This is a genomic window from Oceanospirillum beijerinckii DSM 7166, from assembly GCF_000422425.1.
Lineage (GTDB): Bacteria > Pseudomonadota > Gammaproteobacteria > Pseudomonadales > Halomonadaceae > Oceanospirillum > Oceanospirillum beijerinckii.
Window position 1 is genome coordinate 38654 of record NZ_AULT01000034.1, and the last position, 21153, is coordinate 59806.

Here is a 21153-nt window from a genome sequence, read left to right on the forward strand (position 1 = left end):
TATTTCTTTATGGCTGTCGCCGTAACCTGCTCTTTTAAATGACGAATCGTCATATTAGAAGAATATAAAAGGCAACCTGAGTTGCCTTGTTCTAATATGGCACCTGAACTAGATGCACAAGGTGCGACCCCGCTGTTCGAGGGCTGCCACTTCCGGTGCAAATACGTCTGACAGAATGCGTTTCAGTGATGCTTTGGTGTCATGCTCAGTACTTAACGGTTTGAAACCATAGCCATCCATCATAATGTTGACGGTATTAAAAAACTCCTGATCCAGTAATAAACCGCTGGAGACAGGACAAGACTCAATCATACTGTTTAACAGCGCTATACTGCCAAATGCTGAGGTCCAAAGGCCAAAGGTCACCTGCTGCAAGTTCATATGATGTGGCAGTTTAAACTCGCCAGATACCAGCGCATCCTCGACCACTCGGATGGCAATTGCCATCATATCGGTATCGGCATCAAACAGTTTTTCCAGTCGGGTATGACTGGCCTTGGCCTGCAGATCTGAGGTGCGAACATAGAGTACAGCCATTGCTTGTGCCGGAGACAGTAAGGCATAGAGAAAGTAGGCGGTATTCATCGCCAGTAGGCGCTCTCTGTTACTGCCATTAAACTTAGCAGCCCGGAAGAACATCTTCTTTAATTCTCCAAGCTTTAAAATACACAGCCCCACCAGTAGGTCTTCTTTACTGGAAAAATGGTTATAAACAGTGCCTTTTGAATAAGGAACACGAGCGACAACCTTGTCGATAGTCAGTGCGCTGTAGCCGATCTCTTCCATCAACTCTGCTGTCGTTTGCAGAATATGATTTTCGCGCTCTTCAATAGTGGCTGGGCTGGCGATCCTGGGTGTCATGATGTCTCCAATGAAACCTGTTATAGCGGAAGATTAGTTTTTAAGTGACGATGCGTCAATTACTTTTATGACGATTCGTCATTAAACTTTTAATCAGTTGACCTGATATACTGGAATTTCTCTGATTGATCAAATGGTTAGGAGGAACTGTCATGTTGTCAGACTTTAAGGTGGCTGCGGTACAAATGGTCTCGGGTGAGGATGTGGCACTGAATCTTGCGCAGGTAGAAAAAAGTGTTGCTCAGGCTGCGACGGAAGGCGCGCAGTTAGTAGCGCTGCCAGAATATTTCCCAGTGATGCATCACGATGGTGGTTTTAAGTTATCCATTGCTGAAGTATTTGGTGATGGTGAGATTCAGAGTAAGTTGTCTGAGTTGGCGGTTAAACACAATATCTGGCTGGTGGCAGGCTCAATGCCGCTTAAGAGCAAGCAGGAAGATAAGGTCACCAATACCTGCCTGGTGTTTGATCCTGAAGGCCAGTGCGCTGCGCGTTACGATCAGATTCACCTGTTTGATTTTCAGCGTGGCGACGAAGTGTATAAAGAGTCTGATAGTCACGAGGCGGGCCATCAACCGATCTGTTTTGATACGCCATGGGGGCGAGTGGGTTTAGCGATCTGTTATGACCTGAGATTCCCAGAGCTATTCCGCGCGCTGGATAATGTGGATCTTTTGGTGATTCCTTCTGCTTTTACCGTGCCAACGGGTAAAGCCCATTGGCAATTATTATTGCAGTCCCGCGCGGTAGAGAATCAGTGTTATGTCTTGGCTCCTGCACAAGGCGGTCAGCATGAAAATGGTCGTGCTACCTGGGGACACAGTATGATTATTGATCCTTGGGGGGAGATTATGGCGCAGATTGAGACGGGTAATGGTGTGATCAGTGCAGAGTTGTCGCGTAAGCATTTTGAGGAAGTACGCCAACAGCTACCCGCCTGGCTGCATCGTAGGCTATAACTCGTGAGCATCGCAGGCTATAACTTAGCTGCTTTGCAGGCTAGAAATGAATCTAGGCTATTACTGTCTTTGCTGGGTTATGTATAATCTTGCACTGATTTTTTAAGTGATCCTTCTACTTTTACAGGACTGAACGTAAGTCATGACTGTTCGTACTCGAATTGCACCGTCTCCAACCGGTGATCCGCACGTTGGTACCGCCTATATTGCACTGTTTAACCTGGCTTTTGCCCGTAAACATGGCGGTAAATTTATTCTGCGTATTGAAGATACCGACCAGACCCGTAGTACGGACGAATCAGAACAGATGATTCTGAACTCCCTACGTTGGTTAGGTCTGGACTGGGATGAGGGTCCAGACGTAGGCGGTGACTTTGGTCCTTATCGCCAGAGTGAGCGTAAGCATATGTATGCGGATTACGCTTTCCAGCTGGAAAAAGAGGGCAAAGCGTTCCGTTGTTACCGTACCAGTGAAGAGCTGGATGAGCTGCGTGAAGCCCGTAAAGCTGAGGGTAAGCATACTGCGCTGAAACAAAGTGATCTGGCGCTGCCTGCGGAAGAAGTGGCAGCCCGTGAAGCGGCCGGTGCTCCTTATGTGATCCGCATGTGTGTGCCGGAAGAGGGTGTCTGTCAGGTTGAGGACATGCTGCGTGGTACGATTGAGATCGACTGGGGGCAGATTGACTGCCAGATTTTGCTGAAGGCAGACGGTATGCCGACGTATCACCTGGCTAATGTGGTGGATGATCATCTGATGCAGATCACTCATGTGCTGCGTGGTGAGGAATGGATCAACTCTGCGCCTAAGCACAAGCTGCTGTACGAATACTTCGGCTGGGATATGCCGGTGTTGTGCCACTTCCCACTGCTGCGTAACCCGGATAAGTCCAAGTTGTCCAAACGCAAGAACCCCACGTCGATCAACTACTACCGTCGTATGGGTTTCCTGCCGGAAGCGGTAATCAACTATCTGGGGCGTATGGGTTGGTCCATGCCAGATGAGAGCGAGAAGTTTTCTCTGGATCAGATGATCGAGAACTTTGATATTCAGCGTGTTTCCCTGGGTGGTCCGGTATTTGATGTAGAGAAACTGTCCTGGCTGAATGGTCTGTATATTCGTGAGGATCTGGGTGATCATCAGTTTATGCAGGAAGTAATGAAATGGGCATTTAATCCAGAGTATGTGAGTCAGATCATTCCTCAGATCAAAGGCCGTGTGGAAACCTTTAGCGACATCGCGCCGCTGGCGGGGTTCTTCTTCTCCGGTATGCTGCCAATTAATGAAGAGAGCTTCTCTCATATTAAGCTGGAGAAAGATCAGCTGGTTAAGCTGCTGCAGTTCACTTTGTGGCAGATGGAAGCACAGCGTAGCTGGAGCAAAGATAATATCTTTGCCGATATTAAGATGCTGTCTGGTCATTTTGAGCTGAAGATCAAGGATTTCTTACAGCCTATTTTTGTGGCCATTGCCGGTTCTGCAACCTCTTCTTCAGTGCTGGATTCCATGGCGATTATCGGCCCTGATCTGACTCGTGCCCGTCTGCGCCATGCAGTCAATGTGCTGGGTGGTGTATCGAAGAAACAAACCAAGAAGCTGGAAAAAGAGTTTGCTCAGCTGAATGGCTAAGCAATTGATTTTGTGCAATTAAGTATAAAAATTAATTGTGAAAAAGTGATTGACACCTGCGGAGCAAATCCATAAAATTTGCTCCGTACTTGAGAGGGGCCTTAGCTCAGCTGGGAGAGCGCAACACTGGCAGTGTTGAGGTCAGCGGTTCGATCCCGCTAGGCTCCACCATCTCAAGCATGCGTCCCATTCGTCTAGTGGCCTAGGACACCGCCCTTTCACGGCGGTAACAGGGGTTCGAACCCCCTATGGGACGCCATTTATTTTGCTAAAAAGCAAATAATTAGCCGCTTAAAAGCGGTTTTTTTATGCCTGAAATTCCTCATTTCTATTCTGTTGGCTTGCCTTCTTTGTTGTCTGTCTGTATTGACGGGTGCTCCTTTATATAATTTCCGCTAAATTTTTGATATCAGATCAGGTTGGATAAATGAAGCGCCATCTGGCATTTTCTTCGGTGTAGGATGATTGCAGGAAAGCGTCTTGCGGCTTTTCCGATCTACAATAACTTATCTGGTTTGGTATTTATCTGGTTTGGTATTAGTTGCTGGTTTTCGCTGCATTTACTCAGAGGCGTGGTGCTGGCTTATTATTATGGCTTGGTTGTTAAATTGGGTGGGTCATATTAGTGCTTTTGCTCTTATTTGAGGCGAGAGAATTTGAAAAAGGATGGAAGAGGGTGGGGTTTAGTCCATCATTAGCAGGCGATTAACAAAGTATCGGGATGGGTCTTCTGGTCGCACGATACTGCCAATCTCTCTTTCAACGCTTGGGTCGCTCAGATCAAAATCATCAGGTGGAATCAGCTGCTTTTTGTCTGCATCGTAGATGACCCGTACAAGAGCGGGTTTGGCGGTCTCTGGGTTGAGAGTGAGCACAAAGCATAGCTTGTTGCTGGATAGTCTGACAAAGGAGCCGACAGGAAGTAGGCCTATGCATTTAATGAAGCGTTGAACCAGTGTTCGGTCAAACTGTTTGTCGCTGTTCATTAGTGTCTTAAAAGCGAGTGCGGGCAGCATGCCTTTAGCATAATTTCTATCTGTGGTCATAGCGTCATAGGCATCAACAATCGCTGCCATTCTTGCCAGGCCGGATAGTTTGTCTGACTTAAGTTGACGTGGGTAGCCACTGCCATCGAGGCGCTCGGTATTGCCTAAGGTAACGCCAAGAACTTCTTTGGGTAGGCTATCTGAAGCTGCTGTCAGTGCTTTGTGAGTGCTGACTACATGGCGTTGTAATTTATTGGGCTCGATTGGAGTTAGTTTGTCCGGCTTCAAGAGAATGGCGCTAGGCAGCGTAGCCTTACCAATATCATGCAGCAAGCCTGAGTAAATAATATCGGCCAGATTGCCTTGATAGCCAATGCTGCGGGCAAAGTGAGCGAGTAGGATGCCAAAGCTTACACTGTGCTGGGCCAGATAATCCTGAGGATCTCTTAGTGTGGTGAGGGCCAGGAGGACATAAGGGTTTGTTTCAAGTGCTGCAGCCAGTTTCTCCGAGATCTCGTAAGCGGGCTCTAGCTTTAATTTTTGTTTCTGCTTTATTAATGCCATCAGTCCTTTCACGCTTGCAATGGCATTAGTGTGGTATATGCGGAACTCTTTGAATAGTTCCTGTAGTTTGGCTTTCTCTTTTTGCTGTTTTAGCTCAGAGATACCGGACCTGATGGCTTGTTCGGCTTCTGTGAGCTCTTTTTCCTGCTCTTTCTCAGCGGTTTCTTTCTTGCGGTTTTCTTTTTTGCGAGATGTTGGTTTCTCGCTATCGCCGTCTGTGAAAGGAGTGGTGCTATCGTCGTCATCCGCAGGCTTTTCTTCATAAAGCGGAGATATATAGCGTGAGCTGCCATCATTCGAGCGTCGTGCGACTTCTCGTTGGATCTCTGCTACGGCATAAGAGATTTTGCGCTCTTCCATGGGGTCGAGAGCAGCGAACAGGCTGCCAAGGTAGGAGCAATCCTGTTTTTCATCATAGCCTACGTGCCGAATCTGGATGCTGCTGTTGATCGTTAGTTGGTTGGGGAAGGTGATCAAGCAATTTTCAATAATAGCTTGGTTGGCCAGGATTTCCTGGTAATCACCTTCCAGGCATATTTGGCAGCCTTGAGCGGAGATGTCTTTTAGTACACCAATTGCTGGCTCTTCCAGTTGGGGAGAGGTTAATACTGCTTCAACGTCAACGCCGCGACGGATTTGCGCGCGATAAAACTGTCGGCGCTGGAAGTAATCCAGTTCGTCAGGAAAGGGTATCTTGTAGATAGCCTGGCCGTCTTGTACGCCTTTGCCTACAGCGCGAATCTTTGTTGATGAGATACGGCAGCCGTCATAAAAAGCTTCAAAGGAGAAGGTGCTGCTTTTAGCCATTAGGCGGTCACCCCAGTTTGGGGTGACCTGGTCGATAATGAAGAAGCGGCCTTTCAGGTCAACCTTAAGGATTATGGTTGAGTAGCTGCCTTCGACCGTGCTGAACTGCAGTTTGACAGGAATATGGTGTTCTCTAAGGCGGTTTAATAGCCCGTAGATGCTTTCAGGTTTGGTCAAGAGCTGCCCTTGTGGTTGCTGCTGAGTCTCCTGTTGTCTGTTGGGCGTATCGGTTGCCAAGGTGCCAAATCCTCTGTCCTAAGTGTTAGTTAGTTATCTATTATAGAGATAGAAAACATCTTATAAAATCAAAAAGATAAATTGTAAACTGCAAATTCGTCGTGGCAAACCCTGAAAAAACATTTAATCGGTTGCTTTCAGACGCTTTAGTAGGCTGGAGGTGTCCCAGCGGCCGCCGCCAATGGCTTGGACTTCAGCGTAAAACTGATCGACCAGTGCGGTGACAGGTAATTTTGCCTTAATTTTTCGTCCTTGTGTTAGACAAATATCAAGGTCTTTGCGCATCCAGTCAACAGCAAAACCGTGTTCGTATTGGTCTTTGATCATAGTATTGTGACGATTCATCATTTGCCAGGAGCCGGCAGCGCCTTTGGATATCACGTCAATAACTTTATGTTGATCCAGACCTGCTTTTTCTGCAAAGTACAATCCTTCGGATAATCCTTGAACCAGGCCTGCAATACAGATCTGGTTGACCATTTTGGTGAGCTGGCCTGCGCCAATGGGTCCCATTAATGTCACTGCCTGGGCAAAGCTTTCCATAATGGGTTTCGCTTGTTCGAAAACTTCCTCATCGCCACCGCACATAACTGTTAACAGGCCGTTTTCGGCACCTTGTTGACCGCCGGAAACCGGGGCATCAATAAAGTGGATCGCTTTTTCCTGGCAGGCGATACCGATCTCTTCGGCTAGTTCGGCAGAGGCAGTGGTGTGATCGATCAGAATGCTGCCAGCTTTCATGGTCGAAATTACGCCATTATCAGCGCTGGTTACGCTGCGGACGTCGCTATCGTTGCCTACGCAGCAGAAGACGATATCAGCATCTTGGGCGGCCAGTGCGGGGGTGGGGGCGCTATTGCCCGGGTAGTCTTTTAGCCATTGCTCGGCTTTTTCTGGGGAGCGGTTATAAACCGTAACCTGATAGCCTTTGTTTGCCAGGTGGCCGGCCATTGGGTAGCCCATGACGCCTAGGCCAATAAATGCCACTTTAATTGTCATTATTATAGCTCCTGTAATAAAAAAGGGCTGCATAGCAGCCCTTTGGTAGAATGTCGTGAAGACCCGTTTATTTGCTTGGGTAGTCGCGCGTATCTGGGCCGGTGTACAGCTGGCGTGGGCGGCCGATACGGCTGTCGCCGTCGATCATCTCTTTCCAGTGTGAGATCCAGCCAACAGTACGGGATAGTGCAAAAATCACTGTGAACATGTTAGTTGGAATGCCAATAGCTTTCAGGATAATACCAGAATAAAAGTCTACGTTTGGATACAGTTTGCGCTGGATGAAGTATTCATCTTCCAGGGCGATCTCTTCCAGGCGCTTGGCAATGTGTAGCTGAGGGTCGTTTTCCAGGCCCAGCTCTTTCAGTACTTCATCGCAGGTTTCTTTCATTACCTTGGCGCGAGGATCAAAGTTGCGGTATACGCGGTGACCGAAGCCCATCAGGCGGAAAGGATCGTCTTTGTCTTTTGCTTTGGCAATAAAGCGTTGGATGTTTTCTTCGGAGTCTTCGCCGATTTCATCCAGCATTGTCAGAACCGCTTCGTTTGCACCGCCGTGTGATGGGCCCCACAATGCAGCAATACCTGCCGCGATACATGCAAACGGGTTGGCGCCAGTGGAGCCGGTCAGGCGTACGGTGGATGTAGAGGCGTTTTGCTCATGATCCGCATGCAGCATAAAGATGCGATCCATTGCCTTGGAAAGTACTGGGTTTGGCTTGTAGTCTTCGCAGGGTGTGCTGAACATCATGTGCAGGAAGTTTTCTGCATAGTTCAGGTCATTGCGAGGGTAGACAAAAGGTTGGCCTACGGAGTACTTGTGACACATTGCAGCCATGGTTGGCATCTTGGCAATCAGGCGGAATGCAGAGACTTCGCGGTCACGTGGATTGTTGATGTCCAGTGAGTCGTGGTAAAAAGCAGACAGAGCGCCGACTACGCCACACAGGATAGCCATAGGGTGAGCATCGCGACGGAATCCTTTAAAGAATTGGGTCAGTTGCTCATGTACCATGGTGTGGTAGGTGATAGTGGTTTCAAACTGTTTTTTCTGTTCCGCGCTTGGCAGTTCGCCATTTAGCAGCAGGTAGCACAGTTCGATGTAATCTGACTGTTTGGCCAGCTGGTCAATGGGGTAGCCGCGGTGTAGCAGAACGCCTTTTGCACCATCAATATAGGTGATGGCGGATTCGCAGGCTGCGGTGGAGACAAAGCCAGGGTCGTAAGTGAACAGTCCTTTGGAGGTCAAGCCGCGTACGTCGATAACGTCAGGGCCAATGCTGCCAGAGTAAATCGGCAGGTCAATTGGTTCTTCCAGCCCCGGTACCGTCAGGATCGCTTTCTTGTCAGCCATTGATGGCCTCCTTTTCTAATTGTTAATTCATACTTGCCATGCCCTAAATCGCGGACCGGTCAAATATAGAGTGATAAACAGGATTGTCAATTACCTAAAAAGGTAGCAGCAAATGGATTTAGGCTTGCTAAAATCTGTTTAAGTACGGAGAAATCCGTTACTTCGTAGCTTGCAGGCGGGTTGCTGTTACTTTTTGAAGCAAAAAAATGTTACCTTTTTGGGCCTATACTTTTTGCTTTATTGTAATCGGAATTCCGAGTCACTATAATTCCTGCCGCACGATTGGCGGTGGTGCTACCTTGTATCGCTTTGTATCAGAAAGTCGTTTTTTGACCTCTTTCTGATGTATTGAGGGCATTTGCAAGTGCTTCTATATATAAGGCAGCAGCCACCTGAAACCATAAGCCCTTAAGGTAAGGGCATAGAGAGTGTGTAAGAGCCGTGAATAGCAAAAGACCTGTAAACTTAGATCTAGCAACTATTAAGCTCCCTCTCCCTGCATATACTTCTATTGTTCACCGTATTACAGGTGTCATTCTGTTTATCGGACTGGCGTTCCTGTTCTCTGCTTTTGACTCCTCTCTGGAATCAGAGGCGAGCTTTAATGCGGTGAAAGAAACTCTGCAGGAGAGTGCATTCGCGAAGTTTGTACTCTGGGGACTATTATCTGCACTGGCCTACCATCTGGTAGCTGGTATCAAGCACCTGATTATGGATCTTGGTATTGGTGAAACACTGGAAGGTGGACTTCAAGGTGCCAAGCTGACGCTGGCAATTTCAGCATTTCTGATTCTTCTGGCAGGAGTTTGGGTATGGTAACTAACGTAACCAATTTTGGCCGTAGTGGCCTGTCTGACTGGTTGTTACAGCGTTTCAGTGCGGTTGTTCTGGGTCTGTACAGTGTTTTTATCGTTGGTTACATGGTAACCAGCTTTGATGGTAGCTACGCTGAATGGTCCGCTTTCTTTGAAGGCACCTTCGTACGTGTATTTACTTTCCTGAGCATTCTTTCGATTGCTGCCCATGCCTGGATCGGTCTGTGGACTATTTCCACTGACTATATCAAACCAACGGGTATCCGTTTTGTATTCCAGACAGTTTGTAATTTAGCCCTGTTTACCTATGTGGTATGGGGTGTTCAAGTTCTGTGGGGAGCGTAAACGAATGACTGCAAACCTTCGTACACTGAATTTTGACGCCATCATCGTTGGTGGCGGTGGTGCAGGCATGCGTGCTGCACTGCAATTGTCTCAGTCTGGTAAAAAAACCGCACTGATCACTAAAGTATTCCCAACCCGTTCTCACACGGTATCGGCTCAGGGTGGTATCACCTGTGCGATCGCAAGTGCTGATCCGAACGATGACTGGCGTTGGCACATGTACGATACCGTTAAAGGTTCCGACTACATCGGTGACCAGGACGCTATCGAGTACATGTGTAGTGTAGGCCCTCAAACAGTTTTCGAACTGGAGCATATGGGTCTGCCTTTCTCCCGTTTTGACAATGGTCGTATCTACCAGCGTCCTTTCGGTGGTCAGTCTAAGAACTTTGGTGAAGGTGGTCAGGCTGCGCGTACTTGTGCTGCTGCGGACCGTACTGGTCACGCTCTGCTGCACACGCTGTACCAGGCTAACCTGAAAAACAACACTGTATTCCTGAATGAATGGTATGCAGTGGATCTGGTGCGCAATAAGAACGGTGACGTATGTGGTGTTATCGCTCTGTGTATCGAGACTGGTGAAACGGTATTTGTTAAAGCCGCTGCAACAGTACTGGCTACTGGTGGTGCGGGCCGTATCTATGCTTCCACGACTAACGCTCTGATCAACACCGGTGACGGTGTCGGTATGGCGCTGCGTGCAGGTATCCCAGCCCAGGACATGGAAATGTGGCAGTTCCACCCAACCGGTATTGCCGGTGCGGGCGTACTGGTGACAGAAGGTTGTCGTGGTGAAGGTGGCTATCTGGTCAACAAAGACGGCGAGCGCTTCATGGAGCGTTATGCACCTAACGCAAAAGACCTGGCCGGTCGTGACGTTGTGGCGCGTTCCATGGTTATGGAAATTCTGGAAGGCCGTGGCTGTGGTGAGAAAGGCGATCACGTATACCTGAAGCTGGATCACCTGGGTGAAGAGGTACTGAACAAGCGTCTGCCGGGTATCTGTGAGCTGTCTAAGACTTTTGCTCACGCGGATCCTGTAAAAGAGCCAGTACCCGTTGTTCCAACCTGTCACTATATGATGGGTGGTGTACCGACTAATGTTAACGGTCAGGCTCTGCAGCCAGATGAGAACGGCGAAGATCAGCTGGTTCATGGTCTGTACGCGGTAGGTGAAGTGGCCTGTGTATCTGTACACGGTGCTAACCGTCTGGGTGGTAACTCCCTGCTGGATCTGGTGGTATTTGGTCGTGCGGCTGGTATTCATATCGAGAAAGCACTGAGCGAAGGCATGGTTTACGCTGATGCTGACGAAGCAGATATCGAGCGTGCAATGGCGCGTCTGAATCGCTGGAACGAGTCTACCGACGGTGAAAGCGTTGCGGATCTGCGTGCTGAACTGCAAACCTGTATGCAAAACTACTTCGGTGTATTCCGTACAGAAGAGTACATGCAGAAAGGTATTAAAGAACTGGCAGACCTGCGTACTCGTATTGCTAATGCTAAGCTGGATGACAAGTCCCAGACATTCAATACTGCGCGTATCGAAGCACTTGAGCTGGATAACCTGCTGGAAGTAGCAGAAGCGACCGCAATTGTTGCTGAATACCGTAAAGAAAGTCGTGGTGCTCACGCTCGTGATGACTATCGTGATCGTGACGATGAGAACTGGCTGAAGCACTCACTGTACTTCCCTGGTGAAAAACGTGTAGGTAAGCGTGACGTGAATTTTGCGCCTAAGACTGTACCTGCGTTCCAACCAAAAGTACGTACCTACTAATTTACGGGAGTAAGCCAAATGCTGGTCGTTAGTGTATATCGCTACAATCCGGAAAAAGATTCTGCTCCGTTTATGCAGGAATTTCGTGTAGACACCAAGGGTGCTGACCTAATGGTGCTGGACGTACTGCATCTGGTAAAAGAGCAGGATAACACTTTTGCTTACCGTCGTTCCTGTCGTGAGGGCGTTTGTGGCTCTGACGGTATGAACATGAACGGTAAAAACGGTCTGGCTTGTATCACACCTCTGTCTGAGGTTGTGACGGAAGGCAAACTGGTGATCCGTCCGCTGCCAGGTCTGCCGGTTATCCGTGACCTGGTTGTAGACATGTCTCTGTTCTACAAGCAATATGAGCGTATCAAGCCATACCTGCTGAATGATACTCCAGCGCCTGCAATCGAGCGTTTACAGGCACCGGAAGATCGTGACAAGCTGGATGGTCTGTACGAGTGTATTCTGTGTGCTTGTTGTTCAACGTCTTGTCCGTCTTTCTGGTGGAATCCAGATAAGTTTGTAGGCCCATCCGGTCTACTGCAGGCTTATCGCTTCCTGGTTGACAGCCGTGACACTCAAACTCGTGAGCGACTGGCTGAGCTGGACGATCCGTTCAGTGTATTCCGTTGCCGCGGTATTATGAACTGCGTAAGTGTATGTCCAAAAGGTTTGAACCCAACCAAAGCAATTGGCCATATTCGTGACATGCTGGTGCGTAACGCAACCTAGTGTTAACCGCAGATCATTAATACAATAATAAAGTAACTGGGTTTACCTTAAGGTAAACCTCTGTGGTCGCCAGGCCGGCACTCACAAGGTGCTGGCCTGGCAATGTAAAAAATACGACTTGGGGAACGGGGTTAACCACCCTGATTTGCAGAGGGTAAGGCACGCTACCTTTTTTTGACCGGAATAAGACTCTCTGGTCACTGCAGATGACAGTTCCTCGTGCAGGGTGACTAAGAATGCAAGAAGGCATAATGGAGTTGATGTGGAGCTCTTCCCACGTCTACGGGGGCAATGTGTCCTACGTTGAAGGGCTTTATGAGCAATACTTGCTTGATCCGAACGCAATTCCTGAAGAGTGGAGGAACTACTTCGACAAGCTTCCCAGAACCGAAGGCACAGGTTCTACCGATATCCCCCTCACACCCATCCGTGAACATTTTGATCTGCTCGCAAAAAATAAGCATAAAATGGCCCCTGCTGGCGCCAGCTCTGTTAGTACCGACCATGAAAAGAAACAGGTTCGTGTACTGCAGCTGATCAATGCTTATCGCTTCCGTGGCCATCAGAAAGCGAATATTGACCCACTGGGTCTGATGCAGCGTGAACCTGTTGCGGATTTGGAGCTGGCTTATCACCAACTGACAGCAGCCGATCTGGATACGACTTTCCAGACGGGTTCTCTGTTTATTGGCAAAGATGAAGCCCCGCTGCGTGAAATTATTGAAGCGTTGGAAAAGACTTACTGCACGACCACCGGCGCTGAGTTCATGCACATCGTGAACACAGAAGAGAAACGTTGGCTACAACAGCGTTTTGAAAGCGTGCGATCTGCACCTGCATTCGGTGTAGAGGCTAAGAAACACATCCTTGAGCGTTTGACCGCCGCTGAGGGTATGGAAAACTACCTTGCATCCCGCTATCCAGGTACCAAGCGTTTTGGTCTGGAAGGTGGTGAATCCTTTATACCTATGGTTGACGAGCTGATTCAGCGCTCGGGTTCTTTTGGTGTGAAGGAAGTGGTTATCGGCATGGCTCACCGTGGCCGTCTGAATCTGCTGGTAAACATTCTGGGTAAAAATCCTGCAGAGCTGTTTGATGAGTTTGAAGGTAAGAAGCTCATGCATGACGGCTCTGGTGACGTGAAATACCATCAGGGCTTCTCATCCAACGCGATGACCACTGGCGGTGAGGTTCACCTTGCACTGGCTTTTAACCCGTCTCACCTGGAAATTGTTTCTCCGGTAGTTGAAGGTTCCGTTCGTGCCCGTCAGGATCGTCGTGACGATTTTGAGGGTGATATGGTTATGCCTATCGTAGTGCATGGTGACTCTGCATTTGCAGGTCAGGGTGTGGTGATGGAGACATTCCAGATGTCCCAGACCCGTGCTTATAAGACCGGCGGTACTATCCATATCGTGATTAACAATCAGGTTGGTTTCACCACCAGTAAGCCGGAAGATACCCGTTCTACGGAATACTGCACTGATGTGGCTAAGATGGTTCAGGCGCCGATTATTCACGTCAATGGCGATGATCCTGAAGCGGTGATTCATGCCGCTCAGGTGGCAGCGGACTATCGTCAGCAGTTTAAGCGCGATGTGGTGATTGATCTGGTATGTTACCGTCGTCGTGGTCACAACGAAGCGGATGAGCCATCCGGTACACAGCCGCTGATGTACCAACAGATCGCTAAGCAGCCAACCACTCGTAACATCTATGCTAAGCGCCTGGTCGCAGAGGGTGTACTGACTGAAGCAGAAGATAAAGATCTGATGGAAGATTATCGTTCTGCATTGGTTGATGGTCGTCATGTAGCTAAAAGTCTGGTTAAAGAACCTAACAAAGAGCTGTTTGTTGACTGGACGCCTTACCTGGGTCATGAGTGGACATCCGAGTATGATACCTCTCTTGAGTTAACCCATCTGCAGAGTCTGGCAACTAAGCTATGCGATATTCCTGATGGTGTTAAACTGCAGCGTCAAGTTGGCAAAATTTATGAAGATCGCCGTAAAATGGCGGCTGGTGCGATGCCTGTTAACTGGGGCTTCGCAGAAATTCTGGCATACGCGACTATCCTTGATGAGAAACATCCGATCCGTATCACCGGTCAGGATGTGGGTCGTGGTACCTTCTCCCACCGTCACGCTGTAATCCACAGCCAGACGGATGCCAGTGTTTATGTTCCTTTACAAAACCTGTCTGATGATCAGCCAACAATGACCATCCATGATTCCTACCTGTCGGAAGAAGCGGTATTGGCATTTGAGTATGGTTATGCGACCACGACACCAAGCTCTCTGGTGATCTGGGAAGCACAGTTTGGTGATTTCGCCAATGGTGCACAGGTTGTAATTGATCAATTTATTACCAGTGGTGAGCACAAGTGGGGCCGTCTGTGTGGTCTGACTATGCTGCTGCCACACGGTTATGAGGGCCAGGGGCCTGAACACTCCTCGGCTCGTCTGGAGCGTTACCTGCAGCTGTGTGCTGAGCACAATATCCAGGTCGTTGTACCAACGACTCCTGCTCAGGTTTATCACATGCTGCGTCGTCAGGCGGTTCGCCCGCTGCGTAAACCTCTGGTGGTGATGTCGCCTAAGAGTTTGCTGCGTCATAAGGATGCAACCTCCACGCTGGAAGAGCTGGCTAACGGCACTTTCCAAACCATCATTGATGAAGTGGATAGCTCTATCGACAAGTCTCAGGTGAAACGCCTGGTACTGACCACCGGTAAGGTTTACTACGACCTGGTGAACTACCGTAAAGAAAACGAGCGTAACGACACGGCTGTTATCCGTATTGAGCAACTGTATCCGTTCCCTGAGGCAACTCTGGACGAGATCGTGGCTCAGTACCCCGCGCTGGAATCTGTGGCCTGGTGTCAGGATGAACCACTGAACCAAGGTGCCTGGTATAGCAGTCAGCACCACATGCGTCAGGTTATGAACCGCTACCGTCACGGTTTGGGTTATGAACTGAAGTTTGCGGGTCGTGAGGCTTCTGCCGCTCCAGCCTGTGGTTACACCTCAGTACACGCCGAGCAGCAGGCTCAGCTGGTATCTGATGCGTTTAACCTGTAATTGATCAATTAGTCGCCTCTGATGCAAAAGGCACCAGAGGCACAACCGTTTTTGTTTGTGCAAGCAAAAAGAAAAGAATAGTAAAGGACCGAACATGGCAACTGAAATTAAAGCACCCGTCTTCCCTGAGTCCGTAGCAGACGGCACCATCGTAAACTGGGCAAAACAACCTGGCGAAGCTGTGGCACGTGACGAGCTGCTGGTTGAGATCGAAACCGATAAAGTTGTTCTGGAAGTTGTTGCACCTGCGGATGGTGTGATCAAAGAGATCATTCAGGACGTAGATGCTACGGTACTGAGCGACGAACTGATCGCTATCTTTGAAGAAGGTGCTGCTCCTGCCGCTGCGACGCCTGCTCAGGCTGCGGAAGAGAGCGCTGCAGAGGAAGAGACCGTACAGGTTGGCGATAAGATTCTGAGTCCTGCAGCACGTAAGCTGGCTCAGGAGAACAACCTGGATGTGGCTAAGCTGAACGGCACCGGTAAAGGTGGTCGTGTGACAAAAGAAGACGTACTGAAGGCGGTTGAAGCCGGTACGGCTAAAGCGGCTCCTGCACCAGCTGCAGCTGCAGTCCCTCAGGTTAATGTTGAAGCGGGTGCGCGTGTTGAGAAACGCGTACCTATGAGCCGCATGCGTCAAACGATTGCCAAACGTTTGGTAGAAGCTCAGCAGACTGCAGCGATGCTGACCACTTATAACGAAGTGGACATGAAGCCTGTTATGGAGCTGCGTAAGAAGTATAAAGACATGTTTGAGAAGAAGCACAACGGCGTACGTCTGGGCTTTATGTCTTTCTTCGTAAAAGCAGCAGCGGAAGCACTGAAGCGTTTCCCAGATGTGAATGCATCTATCGATGGTACTGATATCGTTTATCACGGTTACTACGATATCGGTGTAGCGGTATCCACTGAGCGTGGTCTGGTTGTGCCAATTCTGCGTGATACTGACACCATGAGCCTGGCTGATGTAGAATCTACTATTGGTGATTTCGCTAAGCGTGGTCGTGAAGGCAAACTGGGCATTGATGATATGACCGGTGGTACGTTCACAATCACAAACGGTGGTGTATTTGGTTCCCTGATGTCTACCCCAATCCTGAACCCACCACAAACGGCTATTCTGGGTATGCACAAGATCCAGGAGCGTCCAATGGCGGTTAACGGCCAGGTTGAGATCCGTCCTATGATGTATCTGGCCCTGTCCTACGATCACCGTATGATCGATGGTAAAGATGCTGTACAGTTCCTGGTTACCATCAAGGAGCTGCTTGAAGATCCGGCGCGTATCCTGCTGGAAGTTTAAGAACAGCGTTTATCACTCATGACACAAAAGACAGGAAAAAAGAATGTCTGATAAATATGATGTAGTTGTCATCGGTGCAGGTCCTGGCGGGTATGTGGCAGCAATCCGCGCTGCACAACTGGGCCTGAAGACTGCATGTGTAGAGAAAGGGCAGAATAAAGAAGGTAAACCAACTTACGGCGGTACATGTCTGAACGTAGGTTGTATTCCTTCGAAAGCACTGCTGGAAGCCTCTCACAAGTATGCTGAAACTCAGCATGACTTTGCAGAACTGGGTATTGAAGTTTCTGACGTTCAAATGAACGTTAAGAAAATGATCGCCCACAAAGATTCCATCGTAAGCAAATTGACTCAAGGCGTTGGTGGTCTGTTGAAGGCTAACGGCGTTACTGCTCTGCATGGTTCCGGTAAGGTTCTGAGTGGCAAGAAAGTTGAAGTAACCGCTCAGGATGGTTCTGTTCAGGTTGTTGAAGCAGAAAACATCATTATCGCTTCTGGTTCTGTACCAGTAGAGATTCCACCAGCGCCTCTGACCGAAGGTCTGATCGTTGATTCCACTGGCGCACTGGAATTTGAAGAAGTTCCAGGTCGTCTGGGTGTCATCGGTGGCGGTGTAATCGGTCTGGAGCTGGGTTCTGTATGGAGCCGACTGGGTTCCGAAGTAACCGTTCTGGAAGCACAGGATACCTTCCTGGCGTCTACCGATCAGGAAATCGCTAAAGCAGCGAAGAAAGTACTGAGCAAGCAAGGTCTGAACATTCAGATCGGTGCACGCGTAACCGGTACAGAAGTGAAAGGCAACGAAGTTGTTGTAACCTATACTGATGCTAAAGGTGAGCAACAGCAGACTTTCGACAAGCTGATCGTTTGCGTAGGTCGTCGTCCATATACTGAGGCTCTATTGTCTAATGACTGTGGTGTGACTCTGGATGAGCGTGGTTTCATCTACGTAGATGACCACTGCCGCACGTCTGTACCAGGTGTCTACGCCATCGGTGACGTAGTACGTGGTCCTATGCTGGCGCACAAAGCTTCTGAAGAAGGTATGACGGTTGCTGATCTGATCGCAGGTCATAAAGCAGAAATGAACTACGATGTCATTCCTGGTGTGATCTACACCTTCCCTGAAATCGCTTCTGTGGGTAAAACCGAAGAAGAAGTGAAAGCAGAAGGTGTTGAATACGAAACTGGTACTTTCCCATTCCAGGCAATCGGTCGTGCAATGACCAATGGTTGTACTGACGGTATGGTCAAGATCATTACTGAGAAAGCATCCGATCGTATTCTGGGTATGCATATTATGGGTCAGAATGCTGGTGAGATGATTCACCAGGGTGTGATCGCTATGGAGTTCGGCTCCAGCGCTGAAGACCTGGCTCTGATGTGTTTCGCGCACCCAACACTGTCTGAAGCTGTACACGAAGCAGCTCTGGCGGTTGACGGTCATGCGATCCATATGCCAAACCGCAAGAAACGTAAGTAAGAATTAAGATTACGGGTAACCGTAGCAGGGGGCGGCATCCTACCCCAAGGGGTGTCGCCGATAGTGTTAGTGCACAATAAAATGGCTTAGCAGTATGAATCTTCATGAATATCAGGGCAAACAGCTTTTTGCCGAATACGGACTGCCTGTTTCCAAGGGTTTTGCTGTAGATACCCCTGAGGACGCCGCACAAGCGTGTGAAAAAATCGGTGGTGACAAGTGGGTAGTTAAAGCACAGGTTCACGCAGGTGGTCGCGGTAAAGCGGGCGGTGTGAAACTGGTTGATACTCCAGCAGAAGCAGCAGAGTTCGCGCAAAACTGGCTGGGTAAGAACCTGGTAACTTATCAGACTGACGAAAACGGTCAGCCTGTTTCTAAAATCCTGGTTGAGAGCTGCACTGACATCGCAGACGAGCTGTATCTGGGTGCGGTAGTTGACCGTGCTACTCGTCGTGTTGTTTTCATGGCATCCACCGAAGGTGGTGTTGAGATTGAGACAGTTGCTGAAGAAACTCCAGAGAAGATTCTGAAAGCAATCATCGATCCAATGACCGGTCCTCAGCCTTACCAAGGCCGTGAGCTGGGCTTCAAACTGGGTCTGAACAAAGAGCAGGTTGGTCAGTTCACCAAGATCTTCATGGGTCTGGCAAAACTGTTCCTGGAAAAAGATCTGGCTCTGATCGAAATCAACCCTCTGGTTATTAAAGAAGACGGTGATCTGCACTGTCTGGATGCCAAGCTGGGTGTTGATGGTAACTCTGTATACCGTCACAAAGATCTGCAAGAGATGAATGATCCATCTCAGGAAGACGCTCGTGAAGCTGAAGCAGCTGAATGGGATCTGAACTACGTAGCACTGGATGGCAATATCGGTTGTATGGTGAACGGTGCAGGCCTGGCTATGGGTACTATGGACATCGTTGCTCTGCACGGTGGCTTCCCAGCTAACTTCCTGGACGTAGGTGGTGGCGCAACCAAAGAACGTGTTGCACACGCATTCAAACTGATTCTGTCTGACGACAAAGTTAAGGCAGTACTGGTCAACATCTTCGGTGGTATCGTTCGTTGTGACATGATCGCAGAAGGTATTATCGGCGCGGTGAAAGAAGTTGGTGTAAATGTACCTGTAGTGGTACGTCTGGAAGGTACCAACGCTGATCTGGGTAAGAAGGTTCTTGACGAATCTGGTCTGGACATCATCGCAGCTGAAAGCTTAACTGACGCTGCTCAACAAGCGGTTAAAGCGGCGGGGAACTAATCGACATGTCTATCTTAATCAACAAAGACACTAAAGTAATCTGTCAGGGTTTCACTGGTGGTCAAGGTACTTTCCATTCTGAGCAAGCGATTGCTTACGGTACTCAGATGGTAGGTGGTGTAACTCCAGGTAAAGGTGGCACTGAGCATCTGGGCCTGCCGGTATTCAACACAGTTGCTGAAGCTGTTGAAGCGACGGGTGCTGATGCCTCTGTTATCTACGTTCCTGCACCTTTCTGTAAGGATTCTATCCTGGAAGCTGCGAACGCAGGTATCAAACTGATCGTATGTATCACCGAGCACATCCCAGTACTGGATATGCTGGAGTGTAAAGTTAAGTGTGACGAGCTGGGTGTTCAGCTGGTTGGCCCTAACTGCCCAGGTGTGATCACTCCAGGCGAGTGTAAGATCGGTATTATGCCAGGTCACATCCACCTGCCAGGTAAAGTAGGTATCGTATCCCGTTCCGGTACTCTGACTTACGAAGCAGTTAAGCAGACAACTGATGCTGGCTTCGGTCAGTCTACCTGTGTAGGGATCGGTGGTGACCCTATTCCGGGTTCTAACTTCATCGACATCCTGAAACTGTTCCAGGAAGATCCACAGACTGAAGCGATCGTAATGATCGGTGAGATCGGTGGTACTGCTGAAGAAGAAGCTGCTGCTTACATTAAAGAGAATGTAACCAAGCCTGTTGTATCCTACATTGCGGGTGTAACTGCACCTAAAGGCAAGCGTATGGGTCACGCTGGTGCGATCATCTCTGGTGGTAAAGGTACGGCTGACGAGAAGTTTGCTGCTCTGGAAGATGCGGGCGTTAAAACTGTTCGCTCTCTGGCTGGCATTGCAGACGGTCTGCGCGAAGTGACTGGCTGGGAATAATATTTCCTACGCTAAGTAAGCTTCTTAAAGGCGATCTTCGGATCGCCTTTTTTATTGCCTGTCGCTAACTCAGATTGGAGTCTTCTCTGTAATACTAATCTTGACAAGTTGCTGTAGGCCGGAAAAGCCGCAAGGCACCTTCCGACAATAATCAGGCATATAGGTCTGTCGGATGGCGCTTCGCTTATCCAACCTTGTATCTCTCCAGAAATCAGGGCTAGCTACCTTGATGACCTGTAGAGTCCGGTGATATTGAAGGCGATTTGGAGCGATGGTATTTACCCAGATATCAAAGAATTGGTCAGAAGAAACAGCAGGCAATAAAAAAGGTCAGCAGATGCTGACCTTTTTTGCACGATGGCTAACCTGAGCTGTGTTCTAAGACTGATCGGCTTAGCTAAAACTTCGGTTTTCCAAATCAGGTTGCTTACATTTTGTTATACGCTTTTTTAAAGGCTGCAATCAGAGCGTCTGGACGCTTCTTCTTGTTGCCTTTGTTCAGGACGTAGACAACGGTTTCGCCATTAGGGCCAGAACCGATATCGGTATAACGGTAAGGTGCTTCACCTACAGTGCGCACGTCGTTCATATCTTCCAGCGTGCTGAAGACATAGATACGACCTTCAATGCGTGCTTCGCCGTAGAACATTTCTGGCTGCAGCTGACCGTCGTACATTTCAACACTTGGGATACCCGTGGTCTTCTTCTTGTCTTTGCCCGTCAGGCCAAATACCAGAGTCTCACCTTTAGGGCCTGATGCGATACGTTTATAAGCGTATGGCGTTTCACCGTGTTGCAGGAAGTGCTTGTAGCTGTCTTTGTCGTAGAAAAAGTACAGGCGACCATCTTCATGGTGTACTTCGTACAGTTTGCTGATTTCAGCTTTAACTTGTTGTACTTTCTCTTCTGCTTTTTTTTCTACAGCGTTTTCTGCAGTTTGCATTTGAGAACAAGCGCTTACGCCAGCCACTGCGCCAGCTACAACCATGGCCTTAAAAAGGTTTTTCAGTTTCATTACCTGAATCCTTGCTTCTACATACATTGATATTGTTAGCAAAGGAGACTAAAAAAAATCTGTTGCAGATATATGA

16 protein-coding genes and 2 tRNA genes are annotated in these 21153 nt (G+C 48.8%); 13 read left to right on the forward strand and 5 right to left on the reverse strand.

All coding sequences use genetic code 11. The features are described 5' to 3' along the window. Positions 1–108 precede the first annotated feature (108 nt). Positions 109–861 carry a TetR/AcrR family transcriptional regulator gene (locus tag H579_RS0111310; RefSeq protein WP_028300773.1) on the reverse strand — a complete coding sequence of 251 codons (753 nt, stop codon included), beginning with the start codon at positions 859–861 and terminating at the stop codon, positions 109–111. A gap of 152 nt (positions 862–1013) precedes the next feature. Here H579_RS0111310 and H579_RS0111315 point away from each other — a divergent pair, with 152 nt between their 5' ends. The 4 genes from H579_RS0111315 to H579_RS0111330 all read left to right on the forward strand — a co-directional run bounded on the left by H579_RS0111315 (position 1014) and on the right by H579_RS0111330 (position 3706). Then, positions 1014–1820, forward strand: a complete 807-nt coding sequence (locus H579_RS0111315; protein ID WP_028300774.1) for a carbon-nitrogen hydrolase family protein — start codon at positions 1014–1016, stop codon at positions 1818–1820. 142 nt (positions 1821–1962) lie between these two features. Next, positions 1963–3447 (forward strand): glutamate--tRNA ligase, encoded by a 1485-nt coding sequence (gltX, locus tag H579_RS0111320; RefSeq protein WP_028300775.1) that lies wholly within the window; start codon positions 1963–1965, stop codon positions 3445–3447. 95 nt (positions 3448–3542) lie between these two features. After that, positions 3543–3618: transfer RNA gene (locus H579_RS0111325), tRNA-Ala, on the forward strand. Between the two features lie 12 nt (positions 3619–3630). Further along, positions 3631–3706 (forward strand) — tRNA-Glu (locus H579_RS0111330). Between the two features lie 424 nt (positions 3707–4130). Here the strand turns inward: H579_RS0111330 and H579_RS0111340 are convergent. The 3 genes from H579_RS0111340 to gltA form a co-directional block, all read right to left on the reverse strand. Continuing rightward, on the reverse strand, positions 4131–6041 hold the full coding sequence (locus tag H579_RS0111340) for an HD domain-containing phosphohydrolase (RefSeq protein WP_028300776.1): 1911 nt from the start codon (positions 6039–6041) through the stop codon (positions 4131–4133). Between the two features lie 123 nt (positions 6042–6164). Continuing rightward, the gene (locus H579_RS0111345) at positions 6165–7073 is read right to left on the reverse strand and encodes an NAD(P)-dependent oxidoreductase (protein WP_157834607.1); all 909 of its coding nucleotides are present in this window, start codon (positions 7071–7073) and stop codon (positions 6165–6167) included. 34 nt (positions 7074–7107) lie between these two features. Then, entirely contained in the window at positions 7108–8394 is a 1287-nt protein-coding gene (gltA, locus tag H579_RS0111350; RefSeq protein ID WP_028300778.1) for a citrate synthase, read from the reverse strand. Positions 8395–8835: 441 nt separating this feature from the next. On the opposite strand from gltA, the gene sdhC reads away from it, so the two are divergent. The 9 genes from sdhC to sucD all read left to right on the forward strand — a co-directional run bounded on the left by sdhC (position 8836) and on the right by sucD (position 20062). Beyond that, positions 8836–9213, forward strand: coding sequence for a succinate dehydrogenase, cytochrome b556 subunit (sdhC, locus tag H579_RS0111355; RefSeq protein WP_028300779.1), 378 nt, complete (start codon positions 8836–8838; stop codon positions 9211–9213). After that, the gene (gene sdhD, locus H579_RS0111360) at positions 9207–9554 is read left to right on the forward strand and encodes a succinate dehydrogenase, hydrophobic membrane anchor protein (protein ID WP_028300780.1); all 348 of its coding nucleotides are present in this window, start codon (positions 9207–9209) and stop codon (positions 9552–9554) included. Before sdhC ends, sdhD begins: the two co-directional genes overlap by 7 nt. 4 nt (positions 9555–9558) lie before the next feature. Then, complete coding sequence (gene sdhA / locus H579_RS0111365; RefSeq protein WP_028300781.1) at positions 9559–11334, forward strand: succinate dehydrogenase flavoprotein subunit; 1776 nt, start codon at positions 9559–9561, stop codon at positions 11332–11334. Between the two features lie 18 nt (positions 11335–11352). After that, positions 11353–12057: a succinate dehydrogenase iron-sulfur subunit gene (locus H579_RS0111370; protein WP_028300782.1), complete on the forward strand. Its 705-nt coding sequence runs from the start codon at positions 11353–11355 to the stop codon at positions 12055–12057. A gap of 236 nt (positions 12058–12293) precedes the next feature. Next, entirely contained in the window at positions 12294–15137 is a 2844-nt protein-coding gene (locus H579_RS0111375) for a 2-oxoglutarate dehydrogenase E1 component (RefSeq protein ID WP_028300783.1), read from the forward strand. A 94-nt stretch (positions 15138–15231) separates the two neighbouring features. Next, positions 15232–16440 (forward strand): 2-oxoglutarate dehydrogenase complex dihydrolipoyllysine-residue succinyltransferase, encoded by a 1209-nt coding sequence (gene odhB, locus H579_RS0111380; RefSeq protein ID WP_028300784.1) that lies wholly within the window; start codon positions 15232–15234, stop codon positions 16438–16440. A 43-nt stretch (positions 16441–16483) separates the two neighbouring features. Next, entirely contained in the window at positions 16484–17923 is a 1440-nt protein-coding gene (gene lpdA / locus H579_RS0111385; RefSeq protein ID WP_028300785.1) for a dihydrolipoyl dehydrogenase, read from the forward strand. 94 nt (positions 17924–18017) lie between these two features. Next, the gene (sucC, locus tag H579_RS0111390; RefSeq protein WP_028300786.1) at positions 18018–19181 is read left to right on the forward strand and encodes an ADP-forming succinate--CoA ligase subunit beta; all 1164 of its coding nucleotides are present in this window, start codon (positions 18018–18020) and stop codon (positions 19179–19181) included. A gap of 5 nt (positions 19182–19186) precedes the next feature. Next, positions 19187–20062, forward strand: coding sequence for a succinate--CoA ligase subunit alpha (sucD, locus tag H579_RS0111395; RefSeq protein ID WP_028300787.1), 876 nt, complete (start codon positions 19187–19189; stop codon positions 20060–20062). A gap of 427 nt (positions 20063–20489) precedes the next feature. On the opposite strand, the gene H579_RS0111405 is transcribed toward sucD, so the two are convergent. Continuing rightward, positions 20490–21077, reverse strand: coding sequence for a hypothetical protein (locus H579_RS0111405; protein WP_028300788.1), 588 nt, complete (start codon positions 21075–21077; stop codon positions 20490–20492). Positions 21078–21153 lie beyond the last annotated feature (76 nt).

Bases quoted from the DNA above. Each gene is read 5' to 3' on its own strand.
- H579_RS0111370 (WP_028300782.1), top strand. From the start codon at position 11,353: ATGCTGGTCGTTAGTGTATATCGCTACAATCCGGAAAAAGATTCTGCT.
- sdhA (WP_028300781.1), top strand. From the start codon at position 9,559: ATGACTGCAAACCTTCGTACACTGAATTTTGACGCCATCATCGTTGGT.
- sucD (WP_028300787.1), top strand. From the start codon at position 19,187: ATGTCTATCTTAATCAACAAAGACACTAAAGTAATCTGTCAGGGTTTC.
- H579_RS0111375 (WP_028300783.1), top strand. From the start codon at position 12,294: ATGCAAGAAGGCATAATGGAGTTGATGTGGAGCTCTTCCCACGTCTAC.
- gltX (WP_028300775.1), top strand. From the start codon at position 1,963: ATGACTGTTCGTACTCGAATTGCACCGTCTCCAACCGGTGATCCGCAC.
- sdhD (WP_028300780.1), top strand. From the start codon at position 9,207: ATGGTAACTAACGTAACCAATTTTGGCCGTAGTGGCCTGTCTGACTGG.
- H579_RS0111405 (WP_028300788.1), bottom strand. From the start codon at position 21,077: ATGAAACTGAAAAACCTTTTTAAGGCCATGGTTGTAGCTGGCGCAGTG.
- lpdA (WP_028300785.1), top strand. From the start codon at position 16,484: ATGTCTGATAAATATGATGTAGTTGTCATCGGTGCAGGTCCTGGCGGG.
- sucC (WP_028300786.1), top strand. From the start codon at position 18,018: ATGAATCTTCATGAATATCAGGGCAAACAGCTTTTTGCCGAATACGGA.
- H579_RS0111345 (WP_157834607.1), bottom strand. From the start codon at position 7,073: ATGCAGCCCTTTTTTATTACAGGAGCTATAATAATGACAATTAAAGTG.
- odhB (WP_028300784.1), top strand. From the start codon at position 15,232: ATGGCAACTGAAATTAAAGCACCCGTCTTCCCTGAGTCCGTAGCAGAC.
- H579_RS0111315 (WP_028300774.1), top strand. From the start codon at position 1,014: ATGTTGTCAGACTTTAAGGTGGCTGCGGTACAAATGGTCTCGGGTGAG.
- gltA (WP_028300778.1), bottom strand. From the start codon at position 8,394: ATGGCTGACAAGAAAGCGATCCTGACGGTACCGGGGCTGGAAGAACCA.
- H579_RS0111310 (WP_028300773.1), bottom strand. From the start codon at position 861: ATGACACCCAGGATCGCCAGCCCAGCCACTATTGAAGAGCGCGAAAAT.